The following is a 24,060-nucleotide window of genomic DNA, read 5'->3' on the forward strand; positions in this document are numbered from 1 at the left end:
GGAGCACGGCTTGCCCGCGATGGCTTCCTTAAAATCGCCATCGCGAGCAAGCTCGCTCCCACAGGGGTTATTGGTGAGTTTTATCTATCAATCAACCTTAAAAATCAACTTAACAAATGAATACTGCGGCGAGACACTCCATCCCATACGGCTAGCCAGCCGCCCACAAAGAATAAAAGAGGTGCATATGGCAGGTTTCGACAAGCGCGTGAGTTCCTACGAGGAAGCTCTGGCAGGTCTTGAAGACGGCATGACCGTGATTGCCGGCGGCTTCGGTCTGTGCGGGATCCCGGAAAACCTCATCGCCGAGATCAAGCGCAAAGGCACGCGTGACCTCACCGTGGTTTCCAACAACTGCGGCGTCGACGGTTTCGGCCTCGGCGTGCTGCTGGAAGACCGGCAGATCCGCAAGGTGGTGGCGTCCTACGTCGGCGAGAACAAAATGTTCGAGGAGCAACTGCTCAGCGGCGCCATCGAAGTAGTCCTGACCCCTCAAGGCACCCTGGCCGAAAAAATGCGCGCTGGCGGCGCCGGCATCCCGGCGTTCTTCACCGCCACCGGCGTCGGCACTCCCGTTGCCGACGGCAAGGAAGTGCGCGAATTCCACGGTCGCAAGTACCTGATGGAAGAATCCATCACCGGTGACTTCGCCATCGTCAAAGGCTGGAAAGCCGACCATTTCGGCAACGTCATCTACCGCCACACCGCCCAGAACTTCAACCCGCTGGCCGCCACCGCGGGCAAGATTACCGTGGTCGAAGTCGAAGAAATTGTCGAACCCGGCGAGCTGGACCCGTCGCAGATCCACACGCCTGGCATCTACGTCGACCGGGTCATTTGCGGCACGTTCGAGAAGCGCATCGAACAGCGCACCGTGCGTAAGTGATCCCCTGCCCCCGGACCGAATGAAGGAATAACAACAATGGCACTTTCCCGCGAACAAATGGCTCAACGCGTCGCCCGCGAAATGCAGGACGGCTTTTACGTGAACCTGGGCATCGGCATTCCGACCCTGGTCGCCAACTACATTCCCGAAGGCATGGAAGTCATGCTGCAGTCGGAAAACGGCCTGCTGGGCATGGGCCCGTTTCCTACTGAAGAAACCATCGATGCCGACATGATCAACGCCGGCAAACAAACGGTGACCGCGCGTATCGGCGCGTCGATCTTTTCCTCGGCCGAGTCCTTCGCGATGATCCGCGGCGGTCATGTCGACCTGACCGTGCTGGGCGCCTTTGAAGTAGACGTGCAAGGCAACATCGCCTCGTGGATGATTCCCGGCAAGCTGGTCAAGGGCATGGGCGGCGCCATGGACCTGGTAGCCGGTGCAGACAACATCATCGTCATCATGACCCACGCGTCCAAGGACGGTGAGTCCAAGCTGTTGTCCAAATGCAGCCTGCCACTGACCGGCGCCGGTTGCATCAAGCGTGTGCTGACTGACCTGGCTTACCTGGAAATCGAAAACGGCGCGTTCATTCTCAAGGAGCGTGCACCGGGCGTCAGCGTCGAGGAGATTGTCGCCAAGACCGCCGGTAAACTGATCGTGCCGAATCACGTTCCGGAAATGCAGTTCGCTGCCCAGTGAGGAATCATTCCATGCAAGAAGTCGTCATTGTCGCCGCCACCCGTACCGCCATTGGCAGTTTCCAGGGTGCCCTGGCCAACGTGTCCGCGGTTGATCTCGGTGCCGCGGTGATCCGTCAGTTGCTGGCGCAAACCGGCCTGGACGTAGCTGAAGTCGATGAAGTGATCATGGGCCAGGTGTTGACCGCCGGCGCCGGACAAAACCCTGCCCGCCAGTCCGCGATCAAGGCTGGCCTGCCATTTACCGTGCCTGCGATGACCCTGAACAAGGTTTGCGGCTCGGGCCTGAAAGCGCTGCACCTGGCCACTCAGGCGATTCGTTGCGGCGATGCCGACGTGATCATTGCCGGCGGCCAGGAAAACATGAGCCTGTCCAATTACGTCATGCCCGGCGCCCGCACCGGCCTGCGCATGGGTCACGCGCAAATCGTCGACACCATGATCAGCGACGGCCTGTGGGATGCGTTCAACGATTACCACATGGGCATCACCGCAGAGAACCTGGCTGACAAGTACAGCCTGACTCGCGAGCAACAAGACGCCTTCGCCGCGGCCTCGCAGCAAAAAGCCACGGCCGCCATCGAAGCCGGGCGTTTTGCCGATGAGATCACGCCGATCCTGATTCCTCAGCGTAAGGGTGATCCGCTGTCCTTCGCCACCGATGAACAACCACGCGCCGGCACCACCGCCGACTCCCTGGGCAAACTGAAACCGGCCTTCAAGAAGGACGGTTCGGTGACCGCTGGTAACGCCTCCTCCCTGAACGACGGTGCCGCCGCCGTGATCCTGATGAGCGCGGAAAAGGCCAAGGCCCTCGGCCTGCCCGTGCTGGCGAAAATCGCGGCTTACGCCAATGCGGGCGTCGACCCGGCGATCATGGGCATCGGCCCGGTCAGCGCGACTCGTCGTTGCCTGGACAAGGCCGGCTGGTCCATCGACCAACTGGACCTGATCGAAGCCAACGAAGCCTTCGCTGCGCAATCTCTGGCGGTGGCCAAGGATCTGGAATGGGACCTGAACAAGGTCAACGTCAACGGCGGCGCTATCGCTCTGGGCCACCCGATCGGTGCGTCGGGTTGTCGAGTACTGGTGACTCTGCTGCATGAAATGATCAAGCGTGACGCCAAGAAAGGCCTCGCCACCCTGTGCATCGGTGGTGGTCAGGGCGTGGCACTGGCGATCGAACGGACGTAAAGCGTTCAACAGACGGCGCGGGGACCCACGAATATCCGTTCGCCGTCTGGCAAAACACCCGGTGCGATTCACGTCGCACCGGGTCCTACAGTCAGTCATAAATCTACGCCGCGCCGCATACTTTGTAGCAGCTGGCAAAGCCTGCGTTCGGCTGCGAAGCAGTCGTCAAACCTGAGTGCGCGGTCTTCCTGAGACACCGCATTGTCTGAATTAACGACTGCTTCGCAGCCGAACGCAGGCTTCGCCAGCTGCTACAGGTTGCATCGTCAGGCGAATTTCACCAGATTCAGCACCGGCAGCGGACCGCCTGGAAACTGCACCAGCCGCGCCCCGACGCTCAATTCCCCCAGATCAATCCCGAAGAAGCCCAGCTGTTCGATCAGCGCCGCCACTTGAGCTTTCGCATCGGCATCATCACCCGAGAGAAACAGCACCCGCCGCCCACCGTCCGCCGCCGGATCGCTTTTCAGAAACCGCGCCTGAAGGTGATTGAACGCCTTCACCACCCGCGCACCGGGCACCCATTCGGCAAACACTTCGCTGGACATTCGCCCCTGTAAATCCACGGCCTTGAACGACGGCGCCTCAATTGAGTTGTTGGCATCGATGACAATCCGCCCGCCAAAATCCGGCAGACCGGCGAGCGCGGTCGGCAACTTCGACCAGTTGACCGCAACCAACACGATAGCTTGTGCGGCGGCCTCCTCGCGGGTTCCGGCACGCGCCGTTGGCCCGAGTTCTGCCACCAGCGAGGCCAGGCTTTGCGGCCCACGGCTGTTGGCGATCACCACTTCAATGCCTTGACGCGACAGTGCTCTTGGCCATGCTCGAACGCAACATCGGCGTGCGACTGTTCCAGCGCTCGACCCGCAAGCTGTCCCTGACCGAAGCCGGGGAACGCTTTCTGACGAGCATCGGCGGCAATCTGGAAGCGTTACAGACAGCGATCAGCGCGGTAAGCAGCGACCAAGGCGAGCCGGCGGGTGTGCTCAAGGTCAGTCTGGCGCCGACGTTTGGCATCGGTCATGTCTTGCCGCTGCTGCCGGCGTTCCTGGCGCGCTACCCGCTGATTCGCCCGGAATGGCACTTCGAAAACCGCCCTGTGGATTTGATTGCCGAAGGGTATGACGCGGCCATTGGCGGCGGCTTCAAGTTGACGCCAGGGGTGGTGTCGCGGACGTTGGCGGCGGCGCACGTGGTGGCGGTCGCCTCTCCCGCCTACCTCGCAGGACGCAGCCTGCCCGACAGTCCGGCAGACCTGTCCGGACACACCGGCATTGTGATGCGCGGCACCCGTACCGGGCGGATTCGCCAATGGCTGATGCATGATGGCGCGGGCAACGAAGCACCGGCCAATCTGAACGAACACATTGTGCTCAATGACCCGGCCGCCATGCGCGAAGCGGCGATACTCGGCTTGGGCGTGACACTGCTGGTGTTGCCGGATGTGCTGGCGAATATCCAGCGTGGCGAACTGGTGCGCCTGCTGCCCGATTGGCATGCCGACGCGGGGCCGATTTCGCTGTATTACCCGAGCCGGACGTTGATGCCGGCCAAGACTCGGGTGTTTATCGACTTTATCGTTGAGGCGTTTGAACGGGGCTGCGATCTTTTAAGGATTTCACACCAAAAACTGCAAGATCAACCAGCTATTCGCCCCGCTGATCACCCCAAACAACCCCCACGCCAGCACCCGCGTCGGCCACCGATTCACCAACGGCCCCATGAGCCTGTGATCGTTGGTCATGCGAATCAGTGGATACAACGCAAACGGCAATTGCAGACTCAACACCACCTGACTCAACACCAGCAGCTTGCCGATCGCATTGTCGCCCATCAGCCAGACGCCAATGAACGCCGGGATCAGCGCCAGCCCGCGCGTGAGCAATCGCCGTTGCCAGCAAGGAATCCGCAGGTTCAGGAAGCCCTCCATGATCACTTGCCCGGCGATGGTCCCGGTGAAGGTCGAGCTCTGACCCGAAGCCAGCAACGCGACGCCAAACAACACACTGGCTAGCGCCCCGCCCACCAACGGGTCGAGCAGGTGATAAGCGTCCTGGATGTCCACAACGTCGGTATGCCCAGTCTTGTGGAACGCCGCCGCGGCGAGGATCAGGATGGCCGCGTTGACCAGCAACGCCAGCGCCAGGGAGCCGATGGTGTCGATGCGCGCCAGTTTCACCGCGTCCTGCTTGCTGGCCATGTCCTTGCCCATCATCCGGGTCTGCACGATGGAGGTGTGCAGGTACAAGTTATGCGGCATCACCGTGGCCCCGAGAATACCGATGGCCAGGTACAGCGGCGCGGCATCACCGATGGCGGACAGTGACGGAGTGAAACCCCGGGCGACGTCCGGCCAGTAGGGTTTGATCAGCAGCAATTCAACGAAAAAACACACGCCAATGGTGCCCACCAACACCAGCATGATCGCTTCGAGTCGGCGCAAGCCACGGTTTTGCAGGGCCAGCACCAGCAACGTGTCGAACGCCGTGAGCGCGATTCCGAAGGTCAGCGAACAGCCCAGCAGCAATGGAACGCCAGGGCGCAGCCGAGCACTTCGGCCAGGTCAGTGGCGATGATCGAGATTCCGCCAACACCCACTGGGTCCGTGCGGTGCGCGTGCTGTAGCGCTCCCGGGACAACTGCGCCAGATCACGCCCGGTGGCAATGCCCAGGCGCGAACACAAACACTGCACCACCATCCCCGCCAGACTCGCCAGCAGCACCACGAACAACAAGCTGTAACCAAACCGCGAGCCGGCCTCTATGGCGGTCGCCCAGTTGCCCGGGTCCATGTAGCCGATGGACACCAGCAAGCCAGGACCGGCAAAGCGCAGCATTCGCTTGAAGAATGAGGCGCGCGGATCAACGGCCACGCTGACCGCCACTTCCGGCGGACAGAACGGCGCCGTGGCGGTTTTGGGCAAACTGAATTTCACGCAAACATCCGTCGACAGGTGGAAAAGCGCAGCTTAGACGTTTCAGCCCGTGCGCCCCAGAGGCAGATGCCCGGGTATCAGGCGCCGTGGCGGCGGAAGAACAATGTCACCTGGCCCAACTCAACACCGAACTTGGTCATGGCTGAGCGATTGGCCATGGTGTTTTCGTCCAGCAAGTACATCCAGTCGTCGAAATGCACTTGGTAGACCTTGTCGTCCACCGGCAGGCTGAGTTCATAGCGCCAGTGCAGCGCGTTGCCGGCGACCTCACCGCGGGACTCGCCGACCACATCGCTGGCCGTACCGCGCCAACGGCCAGGGCCGTCCGGGTACAACGTCCAGACGCGGGTCTGCCGGGTGCCATCGCTGTAGGTAAAGGCTTCATGCATGATCAGGTTCTGGCCGTCCATTCGGCTGTTGATCAGCACATGAAAGCGCTTGATCACCTCGCCCGAGCGCTTCTGGAACATTCCCCAGCCATCCACTCGCCCGACGAAGAACCCGGGTAGATCGAGCTTGGGGTTTTGCTCGCTGTAGCGCTGCACATCGACGCTGCAACCGGCCAGGCAGACGCACAACACCAACAGCAGATTCTTCAGCATGTCATGCACCTCAAGGCTTGGCGCTGCCCAGCAACTGCTGGCGCAACTCGGGATTACGTGTACGTGGGTCGAGCCAGATATCGAAAAAGGCCCGGGCGAATTGCGGGTCTTTCACCTCGTGTTGCGGCTGCTGGCCGACAAAGAACCGCGCCCCCTGCCCCGGCAAATAAACGCCGGTAATGCGGGTGCCGGCTTTTACATCGACGAACGACTGTTGCATCTGCACCTTCCAGCGCTCGAGTTGCTCGGTGCTGACCGAGGCGCCGGACAACCGCTTGATTTCATCGACACTGGCCTGCACCAGATCATCGCGGGAAATGCTGCGCTGATAGATCAGTTCCAGGGCAAACGGCTGGTCCGGCGCCAAGGGCCGGGCCGCACTCCAGAGCCGAGCGTTGTAGACGGCGAAACCGAACACCCGAAACTCGCCGGTGCCGATGATCTGCGCACCGGGCAATGCCTCCTGCCAATTGGCCAAGGCCTGAGTGCATGACAATCCCAGCAACAACACACCGTAATACAGGCGTAATCGGGGTCTGTTCATCGCGTTCTTTTCACCATGGGTATCTGCTAAAAACTTATACGCAAAGCATCATTTTGTACAATTATTTGAGCCGTAAGGTTTGTATACAAAATCTCCTCATTCCTAGAGCAATCCTACGTCCGCAGTGCTAACGTTAGCGCCCCACTCAGGTCGGAGACGCGTGCGTGTTGATGCTTAAACTGCTGGTGATTCCAGGCTTTCTCTTGTTGATTTCACTGGCTGGCAAACGCTGGGGCCCGAGCATAGCCGGTTGGCTGTCGGGATTGCCGGTGGTGGTCGGGCCGATTCTGTTCTTCCTGGCCATCGAACAAGGCCAGGTGTTCGCCGCTCAATCAGCGACGGCGGCGTTGTCGGCGATGTTCGCGATGATTGCCTTCTGCGTGACCTACGCCCAGGTCGCACAACGGGCGGGATGGCCATGGGCGTTGACGATTTCACTGCTGGTCTGGGCCGCCGTGGCCGTGGTGCTCTCGCTGATTCCACCGTCGCTGGTGTTCTCGGTGATTGCGGCCGCCACCGCGCTACTGGCGGCGCCATACCTGTTTCCCAGCGTGCAACCCATCGTTACAGGCCCGGCGCCGAAGTCCGACAGACTGCTGCTGCGCATGATTGCCGGCGCCCTGCTCACCCTCGCCGTGACATTACTCGCCAGCACCGTCGGCGAAGGCTGGAGCGGTCTGCTCGCAGTTTTCCCGGTGCTCGGCAGCGTGATGGCGGTGTTTTCCCAGCAAACCCGCGGCCCAGCGTTTACGGCCGCATTGCTGCGAGCGACGGCGACTGGCATGTATTCGTTCGCTGCGTTTTGCCTGGTGTTGGCGCTGGCCTTGCCTGGCATGGGTCTGACCGCGTTCGCCCTGGGCGTCGCGATGTCAGTAGGGATGCTCGGGGTGACCAAGCGCTTGTTGGCCAAGCCGGCGAGCCCCTCACCGGACGCTGGACGTACGGCGATCAAACGCTAAGCTGGTTGATGTCATCGGGCCAGGATGGTCGCCCGCTCATCGCGCTGAAGGAACAGACATGACTCCGCTTCGAAACAGCCACAGCGCGACGGCCGTCGGCGTGATTGCGATAGTGCTCTGGTCCTCGCTGGCATTGCTGACCACCCTCACCGAAGGCATTCCACCGTTTGAACTGCTGACACTGGGCTTCGGCGCGGCGTTCGCGGCGAGCCTGATGATTCTGGGCCGACGCGGGATCGCAGGGTTCACCAGTTGGCGCCAGCCCTGGGCTGTATGGGCGACCGGGTTCGTCGGAATTTTCGTTTATCACGCGCTGTACTTTTTCGCACTCAAAGCCGCCCCGGCAGCTGAAGCCAGTCTGATCAACTACCTTTGGCCACTGTTGCTGGTGTTGCTGTCGGCGTTCTCGGCCGGAGAAAGGCTGCACAAACGGCAATTGCTCGGCGCACTGCTGGGCCTGGCCGGCACGGCTTTCATCATGCAGCAGCGCGCTCCGAATGCTGATGCCGCGATGCCCGTCGCCGGTTATCTCGCGGCGTTTGGCTGTGCGCTGATATGGTCGGTTTACTCGGTGATCAACCGCCGGTTCAGCGAAGTACCGAGCAGCATCATTGGTGGCATCTGCGGCCTGGTAGCCGTGGCCGGACTGGTCTGTCACCTGGCGTTCGAAACCACGGTACAGCCCGACTTCAGCCAATGGACCGCGATTGTCGTCCTCGGGCTTGGGCCGGTAGGACTGGCGTTTTTTGCCTGGGATCACGCCACCAAACACGGCAGTCTGGCGACGCTGGGGGCGCTGTCCTACCTGGCGCCGCTGATTTCCACGTTGTTGCTGATCACCGTGGGACGCAGCCATGCCAGCCCGATTCTGATCGTCCCCGCGCTGCTGATTATCGCCGGTGCAGTCATCGCCACGTCGCGATCAACTGCTAAAGCGCCGATAACACGTTCGATAGTTTCGAACGAGTAAAGCAAAAAGCTCGCACGTCATTCGAACGTATTTACTTCAACATCAGCCTCAGTTCAAAACCAACCACTGACTGAGGCCTACACCATGAAGTTCTTTTTCCACCCATCGCCGAACCCGATGAAAGTCGCCCTGCTGCTTGAAGAACTGCAAACGCCCTACGAATTGATCGGCATCGATACCTTCAAAGGCGAGCAACACCTGCCGGCCTTTTTGGCGATCAACCCGAACGCCAAAGTGCCAGCTCTGGTCGATGGCGACGCCACCGTCTTCGACTCCCAGGCGATCCTGCTGCACCTGGCGCAGAAACATCAGCGTTTCCTGCCGACCTCCGTGGTCGGGCAAGCCGAGCTACTGTCCTGGCTGATGTTCATCGCGACGGGCCTGTCTCCATTTTCCGGCCAGGCGGTGCATTTCCTGCACCACGCACCGGAAGACCTGGCGTATGCGACCGCTACCTCAAGGAAGTCGAACGCCACTACCGCGTGCTCGATCAGCGTCTGGCCGACCATCAGTACCTGGCCGGCGACTCCTACAGCATCGCCGACATGGCGCTCTGGGGTTGGGCCAATTACGCGCCGTACATCCTCGGCGAGAACGGTCTAGCGGCGTACCCGAGCGTCAAGCGCCTGTTCGATGAAATCAGCGCCCGACCAGCCGCTCAACGTGCCCACGGTCTTAAAGAGAAACTGGTGCTGAAGGCGGAGTTCGACGAAGAAACCCGTCGCAACCTGTTCCCGCAGAACCAGCCGCAGTAACCCAATCCCAGCGTGCGAAGGTGATGAAATGAGTGATCAAGTCGCGTTTATCGTTTACCTGCCGGCCAAACCGGAACGTTTCGCCGAAATGAAAGAACGGCTGCTGGACGTGGTGCACCAGATGTCGGCCGAACCGGACTTCGTCAACACTTGGGTTCACCAACTCCAGGACGACCCGAACACCCTGGTGCTCTACGAAACCTGGAACTGCAGCAAGGGCGACTTCATCACGCGTCACCTGAGCAAGCCGTATCGACAGGCGTATGAACAGCTGCTCCCGCAGTTGCTGGTCAGCGAACGTCGCATTGAGTTTCTGGATGTGATCAAGAGCTATCCGGTGCGACGTGGGGGCTGAACGGACCTTCCAGCGTGACCACGAGCCGCGTGAATGCTGCTAAACAGCGAGGGCGCAAGCGCCCTCGCTACCCGCCTGGCGACTACCCAGGCTTGTGGTTATCCAATACGCGATTAACCGCTAACTCACCCAACATGATGACCCGTTGCAGCACCAGCATCGTTTGGCGTCGTGGGCCGTCCGTTAAGTCGGTGAGATCGTTGACTATGGCGCTGGCTGCTGCCAACGATTCGCAGGCCTCGACGAGCAACGTTTCGTCATCCACCGCTGCGTCGATGGTGAAAATGGTGCTGGGCTTGCGGGGCGGTATCTGCGTTTTCGACGCCCCGGGGTTGAGGTAAAAGCTGAGTGCGCGGTCGGCCGCCTCATTCATTTTCTTGGGGTCAAGATCAAGAAAGGCGTCGTAGGGTAACGGACTGGTATTCGGGGGGTTGGGCGTAACTTTGAACATAGATGGAACTCCAGTACTGGTCATATAGGAGCCATCACTTTCGCTACCAAACGAAGGGTGGTGGCCATACACAGGTTGGTAGACCGGAGTACTGGAACCGGCGCCCCGAGGGACCCTGCGCATGGCCACCAAAAAGCATCGACCTGAAAAAGCGTCTGCATTCGGCTATGCGCCAGTACACCGGGCTACCAAACCCGATCGCTGTTTTTCAGCGACGGGGAAACGATAAGGCCCAGTACCAAGGCGCACAAGCCAGCGGATTCTGGCGTACGCGTAGGCAACGGCGCAAGGCGTTGTAGCCGTTAGGACGTAACAACGAGTGTCTTTAAACGCGTACGTTAAACGCATGAAAGCTTTCAAAAAATTGAGGAAACGTCTGACATTTTTTAGGGGTTGGCTGTCGGAAGCGAGAGGTTTAGTGTGGTTGCTCCCATCAGGTAGAGACATGGGACCACGTGATGCTTGGCAGGGTGCACTTCATCTTGACACCCACGACAGCGAGCCACATACCGATGAGATTGCTAGGTATTGATCCCGGAGGTCACACTATGAGCGCCGAACTTTCCCCCATCGTTTCAGAGTTTGAAACCGAAGAGCAGGCCGCCAGCTACGACCGTTGGTTCCGTGCCAAAGTGCAGGCGTCGCTCGATGATCCACGCCCGAATGTCCCGCACGATCAGGTAATGGCTGATATGCGATCCCTTATCGAAACCAAGCGCAATAAGCGCGATGCTGGTTGAGTGACGGCCCGAAGCGCGGGCTGAACTGTGGCAAATCATTGATTATATTGGCGACCGCCACCTTGTAGCGGCGAGCGAGCTGTACCAAGCCATCGAGGCTGCTACCTCAGCCCTTCCGCAACATCTCTACCTTTATCGATTTGGTCGTGTACCCGGTACGCGGGAAATTGTTGTGCACCCCAATTACTTGGTGGTCTACCGGGTGACGGATCGAATCGAGATCGTGACCGTTTTGCATGCCAGGCAGGAATACCCCTGACTCGACCAGTCATTTGCATCGGATTTGACCAGCACGCTTCGTGGATATAACCGGCAGAGAACGGCCATAAGCGGTCGAAGCTGCGTCGCATCGAGGACCGACTCATGCTCCCAGCACTAATCTACACTCCTGGCTAATGGTTCGATCAATGCTGCATCTGACATCGGCAACGCAAGTAGATGTCCAACCTCCGTCCCACTTCACTAGATAGAGGTCAGTTATGCCCAGCAACTCCATTCGAGCACTGCTCACCACTATCTTGGTCACGGCCTCCTGCTTATCAGGCGCTGCCGAGTCCGCAGCAGCGAAAAGTACAGGAGAGAACGATATGTCCCACCCTTCGGCATTGTCCTATGAAGTACTCGTTACTGACGGGGTAATTAGGGCGAGCGATAAACGCCTACCCAATGGTGATCGCATCGTTTCATCGCCGATCACCTCAACCCTGATCTTCGGGAAAACCGACGCTGTGCTGATCGATCCGCCAATGAGCCGTGAGCAAACGCAAAAGGTCAGCGACTGGGTTGCGCAATCCGGTAAGCACTTGAAATACATCTACGTGACCCACGGACATGGCGATCACTGGTTCGGCACTGAACAGATCCTCGAGCGGTTCCCAGGGGCCACTGTATATGCCACCGAAGGCACGATCCGGCTCATGCACCAGCAGGCCACTGTCGGACGCGAAAAGGTATATGACAAGGACTTTCCCGGGCTCATTGGAAAGACCGATGTTATTGCTCAACCGATACCTGCTGAAGGCTTCACACTTGAGGGCAATACCATCCAGGCCATAGATGTCGGTCACACAGATACTGACGACACCACGGTGCTGTATGTGCCGTCCATGGGACTGGTGGTGGCCGGCGACGTTGCCTACAACGGTGTACACCAATATCTCCTCGAAGGCGGCAACGGGGGGCTCCAAGCTTGGGTCAAGGCGATTGACCAAGTAGAAGCTTTGAAACCGCGCATCGTTATTGCTGGGCACAAACAGAAAAATCGTGCCGATGATCCAGTCATTCTGGAGCAGACCCGCCAATACCTGTTGGATGCCATAGAACTACTCGCCGAGAAGCCGACCCCACGTGAGTTCTTCGACAAGATGATCGAACTCCACCCCGACCGCATCAATCAAGGACCGCTCTGGTACAGCGCTATCGGACTGCTCGGAACGCCGACTGCATCTTCGGGCGACGCCCCCCAGCCCAAGAATTAAACCTTTACCCGTCTAGCTGAGGATCGCCCCCATGCCTACTTTATTGACCCGTATAGTACTTCTCGCAAGCCTGGTTACAGCCCCGTATTTCGCGTTTGCGGCTGAAGAAAAAGTCACCTTCTCCGTTGAGGGAATGAACGTCGTCGGCACCCTGAACCTGCCCGACGGCGTTAAGAAGCCCCCGGTAATTCTGCTACTTCACAGTTTCGGGGGCAGTAGGGATGAGGGGATCATTCCGGCCGTCAATGAAGGTATCTTTGCCCGGGCCGCACGTCTTTGGGCCGAACAAGGCATTGCCAGCCTCCGTATCGATTACCGTTTTGATGGCGACAGTGATGGTGCAAAGACCGACGGCACACTCGATACGGATGTTGAGGATGGGCTGGCTGCGCTCGACTTTCTGGCCAAGTCCGGGCGCGTCGACGCCAACCGCATGGCGCTTGTTGGATGGAGCATGGGCGGAGCAATTGGTGCTGCTGTAGCAGGACGGACCCCGCATAAACTCGACGCGGTCGCACTTTGGAACCCTGCGACCAATATGGGAGCCGCTTTCCCGCTGCTGTGGGGCTCCGAGAAGATCAAGGAAGCATTGCGCAGCGGTGACACCCCCGTCGTACTGGCAGTACCTGGTGGTGGCGAGGTCAAGCTTAAATCCGCGTTCTTTGTCAGCTTGATGACCCTCGATGCCGCCGCCGAGATCACCCAATACAAGGGGCCACTGCTCGTCGCCGTCGGCACTAATGACGACATCGTTTCTCCGCAGCCAACCCTCGGGAAAAGCTTTATCAGCTATCACCCCGGAGAACATGAGCTGCTTGTCCGGCCCATGGATCACGCCTTCAACATGACCAAAGACGAGAAGCAGATCGACGAGCTGATTTCGATTACCGCTACCTTCGTCAAGAAACACATTCGCTGATCCCGGTATCCCCGACTATTTCAAGTTGCTTGAAACGAGTCCCTTGCCGTTGACTAACGACTGGCAAGGGGCTTAGTCGCTAAAGCCGCATGACGTTACCGTGTTCGGCGAATGCGTGAGCGTCAACACGAAGACCACGCAACGCCACCTGGACTCAGACGTTGACCGGAAAAGAACCGTTCCATGTCTCAGTCGAATCAACAAAAACGGCTGTTTTCTGCCCTTCATGACTGACTGCTTTGGGTCGACTACTGCCTGTCATGACGGGCAGTAATCGGCCAAAAACGGACGTTCGACTACGTCCGCTCACGACCCATTGCAGACTTTCGCGGAAAGCAGTAAGCGGCCAAAAACGGTCAGAAACGCTCAGGTTAACTGGTTGCGGAGCGCGAAGCGCGGAGGGTACCAACACTGGCCATGAAAATGCCGAAGGCATGGCCAGTGTGGCGTCCGAGTGGAGCCGACAGTTAGGTCTTCAGCATGCGCACATCGGTGTTATAAGTAATCTCCTGCGTCGTTTCGTCATACGACGATGTGTTGTTCGCATTCTCTAGGAACTGCGACCCTAGCGGCGTTGACCAAGCGATCTTGGGCCCATTGATCGAATACTGAATATCGACGGATAGGGGCTGTGGGGAGCCGTCAAACGTAGCTTGGGTCGTGCCGCTTTGGTGGATCGTCTGAGGGCCGGTCTGCCGAAACTCAGATAGCACATCGGGTATCGGGAGCGATGCTCCCGAGAACGACGGAAGAGTGCCCGAGTACGCCATAGTGACCACAGCCACGTTTGGCTCCTGCCACGCCACCGTCTGCAAGCACTGCATGGAGTGAGACGGTAGTGTGAAAGTCGCGATGCGCTGCATCGATTGCAGTGGGGCCATCGAGTTGAGATTTCGCCCCGGCCCCACTTCGACAGCCATATTGGCGCATACGATGGTTAGCCCCAGAACGATTCGACTTAGCTCTGGGCCAATAGCAGGGTCAATGCCGTGATAGACATTCGTGACATGCCCCGTGCTTCTGTCGGCTGTGCCCGTAACTGTTCCATTGATAGTCACTCCATTGATACTTCCGCTGAGTGTGCCAGTAACGGTTATGAGGTTACTGTCAGGAGTTTTCTTTTTTTTATCCATAGACATGCTCACGTCCTCTAGTTGACTGGGGCGCTGCGAAGCTTGCCAAATGTCACTGCCCCCGAAATGACATCTAGCAAGAAACCTTAGACGCCTAACTATAAATAGACACGAAATTAATGGACGAAGAACCGCCCAATTGGTGGATGAAATTCTATTGCAGACGGCCCTGACGGCTCTAGATTGCGCTTTCAGAGCCGAAACTGGGGTTATGCACCAACCTTTGCGTCGGAAGTGCTCGGTCATGCATGTCCGCTTTTGGCCGATTTCTGCCGGTGGCGACCGACAGGAGTCGACCCAATACCAGCGAGCACCGGCAAGAATCGGAGATCAGTGCGGCGCACGTTTTCGAAGTTGCGCATGTGGGTGACGCTGGGCCAGGCCGCGGTGCGGTTGCCCCATAGACGCAGGCCGGTGCCGTAGGAGTTGAAGACGGTGGTGATGCCGTTTTCGTTGAGCAGGTTGACCTCGCTGGTGGCGTCGTCGATGCGTGCGGTGAGTGGCCGTTCCAGGCCGATGACGCCCAGCAGTGGTTGGTTGGAGCTGGGCCATAAGTAGCCATAGGTAATTGCGCTGGCCATAAGAACGTGACCGTCCGTTAGACCGCGCTGGAATGCGCCGCAACCTCCATGGGATGATCGCCCCCCACCGCGAGACCGATCATCCCTGGAGTTTCTGAATGTCATTGTTGAGTAAAAAAACCGTTGTCCTGTTGTTGACGGCGGTTGCCAGTCTGGGAGCGCTGAATGCGCAGGCCGCCAAGGCCACTGCCAGCGATACCGCGCCCGCACAGAAAGTCTCGATGCTCGGCGGCAAGTTCACGTTCACCCTGCCCAAAGGTTTCGTCGCCAACCCGTTGCCTGCCGGCGACGCGGCCACCGGCACCGCCGGGGCAACGGGCACCATGTACACCAACAAGGCCACTAAAACCGTAGTGATCGCCGCTGAAAACACCATCCCCGGCGGCCTCAATGTCAAAGACAACGACGGTCAGTTCCTCGACTCCGTGGCGTCTGACTTCGCCACCGAACAAGCCACGGCGCTGCCGGACTTCACCAAACTCAGTGAAAAAAGCCTGACCCAGAAAGGCACTGGCCTGGGGCTGCGGCAGATCGACAGCACCGCCACCCAGGGCGGCGGCAAAACCCTCGACACCACGCTGATGGCCGCTTCCAACACGCGCATGGCGATCGTTCAGGTGATTTCCCGCCTCAGCGACAACGCTGGCCACGAGACGCTGGTCAAACAGATTGTCACCGGCAAGTAAGCATCAGGGATTGAGACGCTGCAACCAGGCGCTCAAGTCCTGCATTTCGGCAGCACTGATGCTGTGACCGACGCCAGGGTAGGCATGAAATTCAGGCTTGAGTGACAGGCTCTGCAACAGGCTGTCGGCGTCCGTGCCGTCAATGTACGGAAGGCGTTTATCCGCAGTGCCATGACCGATGAAAATCGCCAGCTTCTGGCGTTTTTCATCCGGTTTCAGTTCGGACTTCAGCACCGGTAAAATCCGTCCACTCAACGCCGCGATCCCGCCCACCGCCTCGGGATGACGCAGGGCCACCTCATAGGACATGATCGCGCCCTGGCTGAAACCCACCAGGAATACCTTGTTCGGTTCGGTGTGATATTTCTTCGCCGCCTGTGCGACGAAATCCTGCAGCACCTGGCCGCTGGACTTCAGATCATCGGTCTCACCGTTGTAGGCAGCGTTACCCTTCTCGCGAAACCACTTGTAACTGTCCTCCTCCATCACCATCGGTGCGCGTACCGACAGGTAGTTGTATGACGCGGGCAATTCATCCTTGATGTCGAACAGGTCCTCCTCGTTACTGCCAAAACCGTGGAGGAAAATCACCAGGGGCTGATTACGCGATTCGGGGTTGGCCTGCTCCAGGTACTTGAGCGGCAGATCGGTTTGCAGCGGGGTTTGAGCGTGGACGGCAGTGGACGCCAGGAGTGTCAGCAGAGCGAGAAACTTCAACATAAACCTTCCTTCACAGAGCGCAGGATTCGGGGGAGAGCCTAACACTGTGAAGCTTGCCGGGGGATTCTTGGTGTTGCTGATGCCGCCATCGCGAGCAAGCTCGCTCCCACATTGGATCTCCAGTGTTCACACGATCCCTGTGGGAGCGAGCTTGCTCGCGATGGCGGACTAAAAAGCGGTGAAGATTCCTCGGTTAATCGTTGATGAGTTTCCCGGCCCGAATCGGCTCGCGCCCCGCCACTTTCGCCTGCCAGGTGCCCGGCTGGGTGTAGCGCCCGCGATCGATGGCAAACAACACCCCACTGGTCCCGGCGCAAACCGTGGTAACTCGATCATTCAGCGGATCGACCACTTCAAACAGCGCATCACCCTTCTTCACCCATTCACCCGAATCGCGTAGGAAACTGACGACTCCGTGATGCGGCGCAAACAGGTATTGGGTGCCTTCGAACGGCATGCCTTCACAGCATTCGCTCGGGGCCGCTGGCCAAGTGCCTTTGATGAAACCCTGCTCGGCGAGGAACCCGAGAATCGCCTCGCAATTGGCTTGAGCCTGATCGACTCGCGTATCACCCATGCTGCCCAGTTCCAGCGTCGTCGCCAGGTTGGCCGGCGGGATCGCCGCCTCAGGGAAAGCCCTGGCCAGGCGCAACCACGGCGTTGAACACGACTCATCGAATGAGCTGCCTCCGGAATCTTCACAGAGCAACGCCACCCCAGCCTTCAAACGCGCCGCCAGGGATTGCCACTGCGGCCAGTGTTGTGGCAAGGCATACAGATGAATCGCCGCGTCGAAATCACAATGCAGATCGAGGGTGATATCGGCATCACAGGCGTGGCGCAGCAACAAGCGGTGCATGGCTTCCAGCTGCGAGGACGGTGCCGGCAAGCCGTCGAGTACCTGGCCCATGGTCTGGCGAATCAGCGCAATGTTGGCAGCCGCGTCACTGCCCAACCGATCACCGATCAACTCGGCGACCGGTGCGCTGAGTTCGACGAAGGAGCGGTTGAAGTTCTTGCCGCTGCCCAGCTCGAAGCGGCCCATGTGGCTGCCTTGCAGGTGCTGATCGAGGCCGATGGGATTGGCCACCGGGACCAGTTCGATCACGCCCTGCAACTGACCTTGGGTTTCGAGTTCGGTCAGACGCTTTTTCAGTTCCCACGCCGTGCGCATGCCCGGCAGTTCATCAGCGTGCAGGCTGGCCTGGATGTAAACCTTGCGAGTGCCCGCGCCATAACGAAACACGCTGAGGGTGCGCTCGGTGCCCAGGTGGCTCCAGGGCAGTGAATGGTCGATGCGTTGCATGAGGACTCCTTGTTCTGTAGGAGCTGCCGAAGGCTCGGGCCGCGTTCGGACGATCTTTTGATCTTGATCTTAAAAAGCAACATCAAAAGATCGTCCGAACGCGGCCCGAGCCTTCGGCAGCTCCTACAAGGGATGTGTGCCGCAGGTTAATTCATGCGCGCACAAAAAAAGTGGCAACCGCGTCAACGGTTGCCACTTTTTTGAACGGCGTGATTACTGGCCGTAAACGTCAAAGTCGAAGTACTTGTCTTGCACTTGCTTGTACTTGCCATTGGCGCGGATTTCGGTGATGGCGGTGTTGAATTTCTCTGCAAGGGCGGTATCGCCCTTGCGCACAGCAATACCGGCGCCGCCGCCGAAGTACTTGGCGTCTTCGTAGGTCGGGCCCACGAAAGCGAAACCTTTACCGGCGTCGGTTTTCAGGAAACCGTCATTCAGGTTGACCGAGTCGGCCAGCATCGCGTCGAGACGACCAGCGACCATGTCCAGGTTGGCTTCCTGCTGAGAACCGTAGCGAACCAGGTTGATACCGGCCGGCACCAGCACTTCAGTGGCGAAGCGGTCGTGGGTACTGGCGCGCAGCACACCGACTTTCTTGCCTTTGAGTTCGGTCAGTGGGTCTTTGATGTCGCTGCCTTCCTTCATCACGAAGCGCGCCGGGGTATGGTAGTACTTGATGGTGAAGTCGACGTTCTTTTTGCGATCGTCGGTGATGGTCATGGACGACAGGATCGCGTCGATTTTCTTGACCTTCAGCGCCGGGATCAGGCCGTCGAACTCTTGCTCGACCCAGGTGCACTTCACTTTCATCTGCTCGCACAGCGCGTCGCCGATGTCCACGTCGAAGCCGGTGAGTTTGCCGTCAGGGGTTTTCATCGAGAATGGCGGATAACCGGCTTCGATACCGAGGCGGATCGGCTTGGCGTCTTCGGCCACAGCCGTCAGGGACAACATCGACAGTGCCAGGGCACCGAACATCACTAGCTTCTTCATTTATAACTCCTGTGTGCGGAGGCTTTTATTGGCAGCGTTCGATTGGCTTTCGGTTGGTGAAGACCGAAGTGCCCGGCAGTCTAGAGCGGCTCAAGGAGGGTCAATTGTGTTTAAGCGACAAATACTTATATAAAAGTGGCCGACGGATTTGAGTCCCTTGAAGCGTGCGCCAAGCCGGTGCAAAGACTATAGGACAAGCCCTTTTTTCAGACAAAACCTACAAGCAAAAACTACAAGAGAGCCCTTATGCCCACGTTGAACCTGATCCAGCACCACCCCGCCGAAGGTCCCGGAGCCATTGCCACGTGGGCTGCGTCCCGAGGTTTGACCCTGAACGTGTTTCGCGCCGACCTCGGTCAGTTGCCGCCAGTCAGTGCAGCACCCGTGATTCTATTGGGCGGGCCTTATGAGTCCAACGGTGGGCCGGCTTGGCTGGAAGCTGAACGCCAGTGGTTGGCGGGCAGCCTGGATCAAGGCGCGGTGGTGTTTGCCATTTGTCTGGGGGCGCAGTTACTGGCGCTGAGCCTGGGCGGGAAGGTGCGGCGGATGGATCGAACCGAAACCGGTTGGACCCGCGTGACGTTCGTCGATGGTCAGCATCTGAACGTGCTGGAATGGCACGAAGACGCCATCGACCTGCCGCCAAACGCGCAGTTGCTGGCCAGCAGTGATCAGTGTGAGCAGCAGATGTATTGCGTCGGGCCGACGCGGGTGGGTTTGCAGTTTCATCCGGAGTGGACGGCTGAATCGGTGGCAACGCTCAATGAACACTTTGCCGACGAGTCACCGCTGCCCCGAGGTCAACAGGACAGCGCCGACTATGCAGCCGTGTTCGAGTGGTTGCAGGCGACGCTGGATGGGTGGTGGGCATCCGTATAGAAGCAAGATCAACAGATCGCAGCCTCGTTTCACTCGACAGCTCCTACAGGCGATCGCGTAGACCTGTAGGAGCTGTCGAGTGAAACGAGGCTGCGATCTTTTCGACTACATCAACATTCGCAACCGATCACGGTGCTGGCAGGCCGTTGCAGCGCAACACTCAACTCAAACCCTTCATCCAGCCACCCGGTCACCCCGCCGATCATTTCCTTGACCGGGTAACCCAGCGCCGCCAGTTTCACGGCAGCCTTGTTGGCACCGTTGCAGTGGGGCCCGGCGCAATACACCACGAACACGCTGGTTTTCGGGTAGGCCGCCAGACCTTCAGCGCTCAGCAGTCGCCCCGGAATGTTGATCGCTCCCGGCACATGGCCACGCTCGAACGCGAGCGGGCCGCGCACGTCTACCAGGACAAAATCCACTTCGCCGGCCTGTTGGCTGCCGTGGACGTCGGAACAGTCGGTTTCGAAGGTCAGACGGTTGCTGAAATGCATCAGGGCGATGGCCGATGGGGCGGCGGGAATTTCGCGGACCAGGCTGGTCATGGGCTGTACTCCAAAGTCTCAGTGGGTGTGAGAAGACTTTATCCGCCCGACGCTTGCGGCTACAGTGGCGCACAAGACACTCACCGGGAACTTTCCGCCAAATGCAGCCCACCCCTGGATTGGTCGCGATTCTGGCCTACGACGGCCTTTGTACGTTCGAATTCGGCATCGCCGTGGAGATCTTCGGCCTGGCACGTCCGGAGTTTGACTTCCCTTGGTACGAGCACCGGATCGCCGCCGTTGATCAGGGTCCGATGCGCGCCATGGGCGGTATTCAGGTGCTGGCCGATGGTGGCATGGAGCTGCTCAAGGCCGCGCGGACCATCATCATTCCCGGCTGGCGTGATCGCAGCGCCCCAGTGCCTGAAGCATTGATCGCGGCCCTGCGCCAGGCCCACGCGCGGGGTGCGCGGCTGCTGTCGATCTGCTCGGGTGTGTTCGTGCTGGCGGCCACCGGTTTGCTCGACGGTCGCGGCGCCACCACGCACTGGCGTTACACCGCTGAGTTGGCCGAGCGTTTTCCGAACATTCTGGTGGACCCGGACGTGCTCTATGTCGATTCAGGTCAGCTGATCACCTCGGCCGGCAGCGCTGCCGGTATCGATGCCTGCCTGCATTTGGTGGCGCGGGACTTCGGTACGCAGGTGGCCAACTCGGTGGCGCGACGGCTGGTGATGTCACCGCAACGCACCGGCGGCCAGGCGCAGTTCATTCCGACACCGGTCAGTCCTACGCCGCGTAGCGATTTGTCGCGCGTCATGCAGTGGGCACGCGAGCGTTTGCATGAACCGCTGGAGGTGCGTGAGCTGGCGAGTGAGGCGGCCATGAGTGAACGGACGTTTCTGCGCCGGTTTACTGAAGCCACCGGCATGCCGCCCAAGGCGTGGTTGCAGCATGAGCGCCTGGGCCGGGCCCGCGAGCTGCTTGAGAGCACGAGCCAGAACACCGACCAGATTGCCCAGCGCTGCGGTTATCGCTCGGTGGAGAGTTTTCGGGTGGCGTTTCGTAGTGCGGTCGGCGTGCCGCCGTCGGTGTATCGGGAGCGGTTTGGACGTGAGGTTAAAGCAATAATTTGAGGTGTTCTTTAGAGCCTCATCGCGAGCAAGCTCGCTCCCACAGTTGACCGAGTTGTCTGGACGGACGTCGCTCTATGTGGGAGCGAGCTTGCTCGCGATGAGGCCAGCCCAGACACTGCTAATCTCAAGGCTTACGCAACAGATACGTATCCATAATCCACCCATTGGCCAACCGGGCAGCCTTGCGCACCCGTTCGATCTCATCCGCCACCTCCTTGAGCTTGCCGCTGATCAGGATTTCATCCGGCGTCCCCAGGTAGGCCCCCCAGTAAATCTCAGTCTCCTGGTCCGCCACCCGATGGTAGGAATCTTCTGCATCGAGCATCACCACCAGGCTGTCGGCATCGCTCACCTGCCCCGCCGCCAGCCGTCGGCCAGTGGTGATTTCAATCGAGCGGCCAATGCGGTTCAGCGGCACCTTATGCTGCGCAGCCAGCGCCTGGACGCTGGTGATGCCGGGGATCACTTCAAATTCAAAGACGCACCGGCCCGAGGCCAGAATCGCCTGCAAGATCCGAATGGTGCTGTCGTACAACGCCGGGTCGCCCCACACCAGAAAACCGGCGCACTGGTCGTCGGTCATTTCCTCGCTGATCAACCGTTCGAAGGTCTTCTGCTTGGCCAGGTTCAGGTCTTCCACGCTGGCCTTGTAATCCACATCACCGCGTTCGCGCTCCGGGCTGTGGGCTTCGACGAAGCGGTAGTCGCGATCGGTGATGTAGCGCTCGCAGATCTCGCGGCGCAGGTCGATCAGTTTGTCTTTGCTCTGACCCTTGTCCATGAGGAAAAACACGTCGACGAGGTTCAGCGCTTTCAGGGCTTGCATCGTGATGTAGTCGGGGTTGCCGGCGCCGATGCCGATGACCAGAAGTTTTTTCATCAATAGGCTCCTTCAGGGTCAGTGCCCAGCAAGCGTAAGCGCCAGCGGCCGTTGAACCGCAACTCGATGGCCGACAGCGGTTCAACGTCGATCAGGTTGAACGCCGCGCCTCGCAGCACCTGCGTCAGCGCGGCGCGAATGACAAACGGATGGGTGATAGCAACGATGTGTCCCGGTGTTGCCTCCAGCGTTTTCAGCCAAGCGGCCACCCGCTCACCGAGTTGCACCACCGACTCGCCGCCATGGGGCGCCGAATTCGGGTCATCGAGCCAGATCTGTAGCGCTTGGGCTGAGGATTTTTGCAGATCGTCAATCCGCGCGCCGTGCCAGTGCCCGAAATCGCAATCCCTCAATGCCTCGACAATCTCCACGTCGCTGCCGAACAGCTCGGCGGTTTGCCGGGTTCGCAGTTCAGGTCCACACACCAGCCGCGGCGTCCCCTTGAACTGAGCATGACGCGATCCCTTTGCCGATTGCCAATCCATCTCTATTGGCTCATTCGTAGGAAAACACGCCAATTTTTGTGCGACGGTTCGAGCGTGGCACATCAGAGTCAAACGGGTTGCCTGCACGAAGGATCACTCTGTCGAGGAAATTGAAAACGGCGTCACGCCGCGAATAATGGCCCAATTGTGCCGCAAGAAGCGCGATCCAGGGCGTTTCGTTTGATCCGGCCATACAGGTTCGACAACTTAATACACCTGAAAAAATCGGCGATATCCGACACCACTATGGGCGATGGCCTACAAGCTCAGTCGACCTCCATGTAGCCCATGGTCCACGGGGTTCTCGCCCTATTTTGGGGCTTTAAAAAACCATTGAAAAATTCACTAGACATGTTGAGTCCGCTACATAAATACTGTTTTAGCAATTTATGAAATAAAACCGACATATCCATCCAGCAGGAGCCCGGATGCCTTCTCTCAGAGACCTGATCACCGATCCCGGCCTGGACCTTACGCCGTCGGAACGTAAAGTCATCCGTGCCTTGCTGGACCAGTACCCGCGTAACGGACTGGGCCCGATGTCACGTTTGGCCGAACATGCCGGTGTCAGCGATCCCACCATCGTGCGACTGGTGAAAAAACTGGGTTTCAGCGGTTATGCCGATTTCCAGGATGCCCTGCTCAGCGACATGGACCACCGCCTCCGCTCCCCCAGTGCCCTGTTGCAGCCTCGTGCTCATCTTCAGAAAGGCGACGCCTGGAGCCAATATCTGGCGCACAGCCATCGAGCGCTGGTGGACACCCATGCGCTGACCCAACCCGAAGATGTGCGGATTCTGGTGGAATGGCTGCTCGACACCCGCCATCAGGTGCATTGCTTCGGGGGGCGCTTCAGCAGTTTCCTCGCCAATTACTTGCTCAACCACCTGCGCCTGCTGCGTCCGGGCTGTTTCGCCCTGGAAGACAACGCGCAACTGCCCGACCGATTGTTCGACGTGCAGCGTCAGGACGTGGTGCTGGTGTTCGACTATCGCCGCTATCAGTCACAGGCCCTGCGCGTGGCCAATGCGGCGAAAAGTCGATATGCACGCGTGGTGTTGTTCACCGACATCTATGCTTCACCGTTGCGGGAAATGGCCGACCTGATTATCAGTGCGCCGGTGGAATCGGTGTCGGCCTTCGACTCCCTGGTTCCGGCGCTGGCCCAGGTCGAGGCGCTGATTGCCTGCCTGACCCTGCGCAGTCCGGGTCTGGCCGATCGCCTGGAAGGCATCGACGCCCTGCGGACCGACTTCGACACCCACCTGCTGGAGGATAAATAA

The 24,060-nt window shown here is 59.3% G+C and carries 25 protein-coding genes and 4 pseudogenes; 16 read left to right on the forward strand and 13 right to left on the reverse strand.

Features of this window, described 5'->3' with window-relative positions; genetic code table 11:
* Nucleotides 1-187 precede the first annotated feature (187 nt).
* The 3 genes from ACIQU2_RS07345 to ACIQU2_RS07355 are packed head-to-tail and all read left to right on the forward strand — an operon-like array spanning nucleotide 188 to nucleotide 2,781.
* Entirely contained in the window at nucleotides 188-886 is a 699-nt protein-coding gene (locus ACIQU2_RS07345; RefSeq protein WP_403139705.1) for a CoA transferase subunit A, read from the forward strand.
* 36 nt (nucleotides 887-922) lie between these two features.
* The gene (locus ACIQU2_RS07350) at nucleotides 923-1,588 is read left to right on the forward strand and encodes a CoA transferase subunit B (RefSeq protein WP_403139708.1); all 666 of its coding nucleotides are present in this window, start codon (nucleotides 923-925) and stop codon (nucleotides 1,586-1,588) included.
* An 11-nt stretch (nucleotides 1,589-1,599) separates the two neighbouring features.
* On the forward strand, nucleotides 1,600-2,781 hold the full coding sequence (locus tag ACIQU2_RS07355) for an acetyl-CoA C-acetyltransferase (protein WP_403139710.1): 1,182 nt from the start codon (nucleotides 1,600-1,602) through the stop codon (nucleotides 2,779-2,781).
* A gap of 266 nt (nucleotides 2,782-3,047) precedes the next feature.
* Here ACIQU2_RS07355 and ACIQU2_RS07360 read toward each other — a convergent pair whose 3' ends face one another.
* Nucleotides 3,048-3,593 carry an NADPH-dependent F420 reductase gene (locus tag ACIQU2_RS07360; protein ID WP_403139798.1) on the reverse strand — a complete coding sequence of 182 codons (546 nt, stop codon included), beginning with the start codon at nucleotides 3,591-3,593 and terminating at the stop codon, nucleotides 3,048-3,050.
* A 5-nt stretch (nucleotides 3,594-3,598) separates the two neighbouring features.
* Between ACIQU2_RS07360 and ACIQU2_RS07365 the strand changes: the two are divergent.
* Nucleotides 3,599-4,381, forward strand: a pseudogene (locus tag ACIQU2_RS07365) (LysR substrate-binding domain-containing protein); the annotation flags it as partial.
* A 21-nt stretch (nucleotides 4,382-4,402) separates the two neighbouring features.
* On the opposite strand, the pseudogene ACIQU2_RS07370 reads toward ACIQU2_RS07365, so the two are convergent.
* The 3 genes and pseudogenes from ACIQU2_RS07370 to ACIQU2_RS07380 form a co-directional block, all read right to left on the reverse strand.
* Nucleotides 4,403-5,720 (reverse strand): annotated as a pseudogene (locus ACIQU2_RS07370) (Nramp family divalent metal transporter).
* A gap of 77 nt (nucleotides 5,721-5,797) precedes the next feature.
* Complete coding sequence (locus ACIQU2_RS07375) at nucleotides 5,798-6,322, reverse strand: DUF3833 domain-containing protein (protein ID WP_347806399.1); 525 nt, start codon at nucleotides 6,320-6,322, stop codon at nucleotides 5,798-5,800.
* A 10-nt stretch (nucleotides 6,323-6,332) separates the two neighbouring features.
* Nucleotides 6,333-6,866: a chalcone isomerase family protein gene (locus ACIQU2_RS07380; protein WP_403139712.1), complete on the reverse strand. Its 534-nt coding sequence runs from the start codon at nucleotides 6,864-6,866 to the stop codon at nucleotides 6,333-6,335.
* A gap of 164 nt (nucleotides 6,867-7,030) precedes the next feature.
* Between ACIQU2_RS07380 and ACIQU2_RS07385 the strand changes: the two genes are divergently transcribed.
* From ACIQU2_RS07385 to ACIQU2_RS07400, 4 genes and pseudogenes are all read left to right on the forward strand, one after another.
* A complete protein-coding gene (locus tag ACIQU2_RS07385) occupies nucleotides 7,031-7,825 on the forward strand; it encodes a hypothetical protein (protein WP_403139714.1) in 795 nt (264 codons plus the stop codon).
* Between the two features lie 58 nt (nucleotides 7,826-7,883).
* Nucleotides 7,884-8,795, forward strand: a complete 912-nt coding sequence (locus ACIQU2_RS07390) for a DMT family transporter (protein ID WP_403139716.1) — start codon at nucleotides 7,884-7,886, stop codon at nucleotides 8,793-8,795.
* A gap of 84 nt (nucleotides 8,796-8,879) precedes the next feature.
* Nucleotides 8,880-9,550, forward strand: a pseudogene (locus tag ACIQU2_RS07395) (glutathione S-transferase family protein).
* Between the two features lie 28 nt (nucleotides 9,551-9,578).
* The gene (locus ACIQU2_RS07400) at nucleotides 9,579-9,905 is read left to right on the forward strand and encodes a putative quinol monooxygenase (protein ID WP_403139718.1); all 327 of its coding nucleotides are present in this window, start codon (nucleotides 9,579-9,581) and stop codon (nucleotides 9,903-9,905) included.
* Nucleotides 9,906-9,987: 82 nt separating this feature from the next.
* Here ACIQU2_RS07400 and ACIQU2_RS07405 read toward each other — a convergent pair whose 3' ends face one another.
* Entirely contained in the window at nucleotides 9,988-10,356 is a 369-nt protein-coding gene (locus ACIQU2_RS07405) for a DUF6124 family protein (protein WP_403139720.1), read from the reverse strand.
* Nucleotides 10,357-10,904: 548 nt separating this feature from the next.
* Here ACIQU2_RS07405 and ACIQU2_RS07410 point away from each other — a divergent pair.
* The 4 genes and pseudogenes from ACIQU2_RS07410 to ACIQU2_RS07425 all read left to right on the forward strand — a co-directional run bounded on the left by ACIQU2_RS07410 (nucleotide 10,905) and on the right by ACIQU2_RS07425 (nucleotide 13,493).
* Complete coding sequence (locus ACIQU2_RS07410; RefSeq protein ID WP_403139722.1) at nucleotides 10,905-11,096, forward strand: antitoxin; 192 nt, start codon at nucleotides 10,905-10,907, stop codon at nucleotides 11,094-11,096.
* Nucleotides 11,097-11,100: 4 nt separating this feature from the next.
* A pseudogene (locus tag ACIQU2_RS07415) lies at nucleotides 11,101-11,355 on the forward strand (type II toxin-antitoxin system RelE/ParE family toxin); the annotation flags it as partial.
* A gap of 328 nt (nucleotides 11,356-11,683) precedes the next feature.
* Nucleotides 11,684-12,574, forward strand: a complete 891-nt coding sequence (locus tag ACIQU2_RS07420) for an MBL fold metallo-hydrolase (protein ID WP_347804953.1) — start codon at nucleotides 11,684-11,686, stop codon at nucleotides 12,572-12,574.
* Between the two features lie 31 nt (nucleotides 12,575-12,605).
* Nucleotides 12,606-13,493 carry an alpha/beta hydrolase family protein gene (locus ACIQU2_RS07425; RefSeq protein WP_403139724.1) on the forward strand — a complete coding sequence of 296 codons (888 nt, stop codon included), beginning with the start codon at nucleotides 12,606-12,608 and terminating at the stop codon, nucleotides 13,491-13,493.
* A 467-nt stretch (nucleotides 13,494-13,960) separates the two neighbouring features.
* On the opposite strand, the gene ACIQU2_RS07430 is transcribed toward ACIQU2_RS07425, so the two are convergent.
* Together ACIQU2_RS07430 and ACIQU2_RS07435 are read right to left on the reverse strand one after the other, a co-directional pair.
* Complete coding sequence (locus ACIQU2_RS07430; RefSeq protein WP_403139726.1) at nucleotides 13,961-14,632, reverse strand: hypothetical protein; 672 nt, start codon at nucleotides 14,630-14,632, stop codon at nucleotides 13,961-13,963.
* A gap of 236 nt (nucleotides 14,633-14,868) precedes the next feature.
* The gene (locus ACIQU2_RS07435) at nucleotides 14,869-15,207 is read right to left on the reverse strand and encodes a hypothetical protein (RefSeq protein ID WP_403139728.1); all 339 of its coding nucleotides are present in this window, start codon (nucleotides 15,205-15,207) and stop codon (nucleotides 14,869-14,871) included.
* 98 nt (nucleotides 15,208-15,305) lie between these two features.
* On the opposite strand from ACIQU2_RS07435, the gene ACIQU2_RS07440 reads away from it, so the two are divergent.
* On the forward strand, nucleotides 15,306-15,893 hold the full coding sequence (locus ACIQU2_RS07440) for a hypothetical protein (protein WP_347806261.1): 588 nt from the start codon (nucleotides 15,306-15,308) through the stop codon (nucleotides 15,891-15,893).
* Nucleotides 15,894-15,896: 3 nt separating this feature from the next.
* On the opposite strand, the gene ACIQU2_RS07445 is transcribed toward ACIQU2_RS07440, so the two are convergent.
* The 3 genes from ACIQU2_RS07445 to ACIQU2_RS07455 form a co-directional block, all read right to left on the reverse strand.
* A complete protein-coding gene (locus tag ACIQU2_RS07445; protein WP_403139731.1) occupies nucleotides 15,897-16,613 on the reverse strand; it encodes an alpha/beta hydrolase in 717 nt (238 codons plus the stop codon).
* 193 nt (nucleotides 16,614-16,806) lie between these two features.
* On the reverse strand, nucleotides 16,807-17,919 hold the full coding sequence (locus tag ACIQU2_RS07450) for a succinylglutamate desuccinylase/aspartoacylase family protein (protein ID WP_403139733.1): 1,113 nt from the start codon (nucleotides 17,917-17,919) through the stop codon (nucleotides 16,807-16,809).
* Nucleotides 17,920-18,132: 213 nt separating this feature from the next.
* The gene (locus ACIQU2_RS07455) at nucleotides 18,133-18,912 is read right to left on the reverse strand and encodes an ABC transporter substrate-binding protein (protein WP_403139735.1); all 780 of its coding nucleotides are present in this window, start codon (nucleotides 18,910-18,912) and stop codon (nucleotides 18,133-18,135) included.
* 246 nt (nucleotides 18,913-19,158) lie between these two features.
* Between ACIQU2_RS07455 and ACIQU2_RS07460 the strand changes: the two genes are divergently transcribed.
* A complete protein-coding gene (locus ACIQU2_RS07460) occupies nucleotides 19,159-19,791 on the forward strand; it encodes a type 1 glutamine amidotransferase (RefSeq protein ID WP_403139737.1) in 633 nt (210 codons plus the stop codon).
* 110 nt (nucleotides 19,792-19,901) lie between these two features.
* Here the strand turns inward: ACIQU2_RS07460 and ACIQU2_RS07465 are convergent, their stop codons facing one another.
* Nucleotides 19,902-20,336 (reverse strand): rhodanese-like domain-containing protein, encoded by a 435-nt coding sequence (locus tag ACIQU2_RS07465; protein ID WP_403139739.1) that lies wholly within the window; start codon nucleotides 20,334-20,336, stop codon nucleotides 19,902-19,904.
* A gap of 101 nt (nucleotides 20,337-20,437) precedes the next feature.
* On the opposite strand from ACIQU2_RS07465, the gene ftrA reads away from it, so the two are divergent.
* The gene (gene ftrA / locus ACIQU2_RS07470) at nucleotides 20,438-21,412 is read left to right on the forward strand and encodes a transcriptional regulator FtrA (protein WP_403139741.1); all 975 of its coding nucleotides are present in this window, start codon (nucleotides 20,438-20,440) and stop codon (nucleotides 21,410-21,412) included.
* A gap of 124 nt (nucleotides 21,413-21,536) precedes the next feature.
* Here ftrA and cobF read toward each other — a convergent pair whose 3' ends face one another.
* Together cobF and ACIQU2_RS07480 are read right to left on the reverse strand one after the other, a co-directional pair.
* Nucleotides 21,537-22,292, reverse strand: coding sequence for a precorrin-6A synthase (deacetylating) (gene cobF, locus ACIQU2_RS07475; protein ID WP_403139743.1), 756 nt, complete (start codon nucleotides 22,290-22,292; stop codon nucleotides 21,537-21,539).
* Nucleotides 22,292-22,864 carry a histidine phosphatase family protein gene (locus tag ACIQU2_RS07480; RefSeq protein ID WP_403139745.1) on the reverse strand — a complete coding sequence of 191 codons (573 nt, stop codon included), beginning with the start codon at nucleotides 22,862-22,864 and terminating at the stop codon, nucleotides 22,292-22,294. Before ACIQU2_RS07480 ends, cobF begins: the two co-directional genes overlap by 1 nt.
* Before the next feature lie 341 nt (nucleotides 22,865-23,205).
* Here ACIQU2_RS07480 and ACIQU2_RS07485 point away from each other — a divergent pair, with 341 nt between their 5' ends.
* A complete protein-coding gene (locus tag ACIQU2_RS07485; RefSeq protein ID WP_403139747.1) occupies nucleotides 23,206-24,060 on the forward strand; it encodes a MurR/RpiR family transcriptional regulator in 855 nt (284 codons plus the stop codon).

Source organism: Pseudomonas sp. NPDC098740, from assembly GCF_044760065.1.
GTDB lineage: Bacteria > Pseudomonadota > Gammaproteobacteria > Pseudomonadales > Pseudomonadaceae > Aquipseudomonas > Aquipseudomonas rossensis.